This is a genomic window from Kitasatospora sp. NPDC001683 (genome assembly GCF_053596495.1).
In genome coordinates this window covers 1-2,755 of sequence record NZ_JBSFGK010000216.1, presented here as the reverse complement: position 1 = coordinate 2,755, position 2,755 = coordinate 1, and the positions used below count along the sequence as shown (strand labels likewise).

Genomic DNA, 2,755 nt, shown 5'->3' with positions numbered 1-2,755 from the left:
CCCGCTCGGGCGCGGGCGGGGGGGGGGGGGGCCCGAGGGGGGGGGCCCGCGGGGGCGCGCCCCCCCCCCCCCCCCCCCCGCGCGCCGCCCCCCCCGCGGCGGGGTGTGGGCGCCGCTCGCGGTGGCGGCGCCGATCCGAGCAGCAGACCACCCTCCTGGACGCGCTGACCCGGCACGCCGCCGTCTGAACGCGGGCCGGGGCGGGGCGGCGACCGAACGTAGGTAGCACCGCAGGGACTGTGCGCGTGCGGGGAAGCCGTCCGCGCCGCCCCGGGGCCGGCCGAACCGGCTGCTTCCGGCGCCGCGGCGAGGGCACGTAGGTACCACCGCAGACGCCACCGTGGGTACCACCGCAGCTACCACCGTAGGTACCCCGCCGCTTCCGGCCGTCCCCGCGCGTTTACGCAGTTCAGAGGCCGTTTTCGGGCGGACGGTAAATGCGGCAACCCCTTTCTGTCCATCCCTTTGCCCGGCCGGTAGGCCCCGCTTCGCCCTCGCCTCAACACGCGGGCACATCGGGCTCCGGCCGAACCTTCACCACTTCGTGGACCCGCTCAACCGAGGCGAACCACGACTGGACCCGGCGGTCCACGAACCCAACAACCTGGATCATGTCGCTGCGCCGGGCGGCCAGGTGCTGGGAGCCTGCCTCGCGGTGGACGAACAGGTGGTTGGTTGAGAAACGGATCCGGTCGACCAGTCGGCCGAGCGGGGAGACCGGGCCCATGCCCGACACCCTCTGAGTGCGGGTCGGGCAATACGTCGTCTGCTCCGGGGCGCGGCGGATGCTGTTGCGGGCGATGCCTACTGACCTGTACCGACCAGTCCACAGACGGAGATGCCGATCATGTTGCGAATCCCTGTCCTCGCCGCGCTGCTGAGCCTCGCCTGTTGCGGCGCGGCCGCCGGCGTGCCACAACCGGGAACGGCCGTCGATCAGACGGCTTCCCCCGCCTCGGCCGGCTGTCTGACCCCGCCGCCGGTCGCTCCGGGTGAGACCGCGGCGCTGACGCTGACGTCCGGCGGGCAGCAGCGGAGCTACCTCGTCCACGTACCCGCCGGCTACCGGAGCGCCGATCGGACGCCGTTGGTCCTGGCCTTCCACGGTTCCGGTGAGAGCGACACGCAGATCGAGTCGTACAGCGGTCTGTCGGCCCTGGACGCCATCGTGCTGTACCCCGAGGGGACCATCGGAACCAACGGCGAGACGTCCTGGGAAGGCGCGCCCTACTCGTCGGGCGTCGACGACGTACGGTTCGTCCAGGACCTGCTCGCCCGGACGCAGCAGCAGTTCTGCGTGGACCAGGGCCGGATCTACGCGACCGGCAAGTCGAACGGCGGCGGCTTCACCGCCCTGCTCGCCTGCCGGCTGCCGCGCCGGATCGCCGCCTTCGCACCCGTCGCGGGCGCCTACTACCCGGAGACGACGCAAGGCTGCCGGACGAGCCCGCCCGTGCCGATGCTCGAGTTCCACGGCACCGCGGACCCGGTCATCCACTACGACGGGGGAACCAGCCACGGCGAGCAGTACCCTTCGATCGCCCAGTGGCTGAGCACCTGGACCGACAAGGACCGGTGTTCGGCGGAAAGCCGGCGCAGCATCGGCTCGGACGTGGTCGAGTTCGACTGGACGCCGTGCGTCCGGGGCACCGAAGTCACCCACTACCAGGTCATCGGCGGCGGCCACACCTGGCCCGGAGCGGTGGCGCCCAGCGGCCCGGGGCACACCACACAGACGATCTCGGCGACCGCGGTCATGTGGGAGTTCTTCACCCGGCACCCGCTCGACCGGCCGGCACACCCGGGCGGGTGGTGACGAACGGAGCGAAGCCGCCGCTCGCGCGTTCACCGGTCCCGCCCTCCCGGCAAGGGCGGGTCCGGACCGCGTGCGCCTGGTGGGGAACGCACGGGCGAGGAGGGATCCCGGGCCCTGCCCGCGCACCGCGTGTCGCGTGAAGGGACTTCGGCCCTGGCCGGTGCAGCTCACGGTTCACCGGAGCAGCGGGATCTCGCCGAGCTCATGGACGGAGCAGAGCGGGCTGCGCGATCTGGCAGGGTTTTGTATCCAGGCCCGCGCAACCAGCGAGGATGGCCGGAGAGCATCCGCAGATCTGGCATCCGGCCCACCCACACCCCAGCCGTGTTGGTTACGCGAGGACGTCTCACCGAGCAACTGACGAAGATCATCCATCTTCCGCAGGACGAGCGGATCAAGTCCTTCCGGCTGCTGGTCGCGCTCCTTGGCGTCGCTGATGAGCGGCGGCGGGTCCGCTTCTGCGCCAGCGGGTGCAGGCATGGCTGGCACCATCTGAGCACCGCAGCGAGCATTGAAACGGCCACCGCGTGATCACCGGCCGTCGGGTGGACTCCTGAAGTCGCGCTGGGCGCCACCGGTGTCATGGCGTAGGTGCCGCCGCAGACGCACGGATCGCGAGCCGGTCCAGGCCGGCCTCGGGTCACGCCCGCACGTTCGCGCTCGGCCGGCCATCCGGGTCCGAAACGTCCCAGGGCCCTGCCGAGAGGCCTCCGCCCAGTTGATCTCCAACGCGAGAGGGTGGGGAATCACGTGACGTTTGCCCCGGGGGAATTACGGGCTCTGGCGCTGGTCTTGTGACGCCGCCAGTGTCAGTGGTGGCTCTGATCATGGCTCGGGTGTTCTTCGGCGGTTCGATCACCGAGTACGCGATTCCGACCACCGATTCGAGCCCGCTGGACATCACCACCGGATCCGACGGCAACCTCTGGTTCACCGAAA

The 2,755-nt window shown here is 71.3% G+C and carries 3 protein-coding genes; 2 read left to right on the top strand and 1 reads right to left on the bottom strand.

Going from position 1 to position 2,755, the window contains the following annotated elements; all coding sequences use genetic code 11:
- Positions 1 to 499: 499 nt before the first annotated feature.
- Positions 500 to 727, bottom strand: coding sequence for a hypothetical protein (locus tag ACWCYO_RS40530; RefSeq protein WP_449787033.1), 228 nt, complete (start codon positions 725 to 727; stop codon positions 500 to 502).
- A 120-nt stretch (positions 728 to 847) separates the two neighbouring features.
- On the opposite strand from ACWCYO_RS40530, the gene ACWCYO_RS40525 reads away from it, so the two are divergent.
- Both ACWCYO_RS40525 and ACWCYO_RS40520 read left to right on the top strand, forming a co-directional pair.
- Complete coding sequence (locus ACWCYO_RS40525; protein WP_449787032.1) at positions 848 to 1,816, top strand: extracellular catalytic domain type 1 short-chain-length polyhydroxyalkanoate depolymerase; 969 nt, start codon at positions 848 to 850, stop codon at positions 1,814 to 1,816.
- Between the two features lie 324 nt (positions 1,817 to 2,140).
- Positions 2,141 to 2,347 carry a DUF5958 family protein gene (locus tag ACWCYO_RS40520; protein ID WP_449787031.1) on the top strand — a complete coding sequence of 69 codons (207 nt, stop codon included), beginning with the start codon at positions 2,141 to 2,143 and terminating at the stop codon, positions 2,345 to 2,347.
- Positions 2,348 to 2,755: the final 408 nt, after the last annotated feature.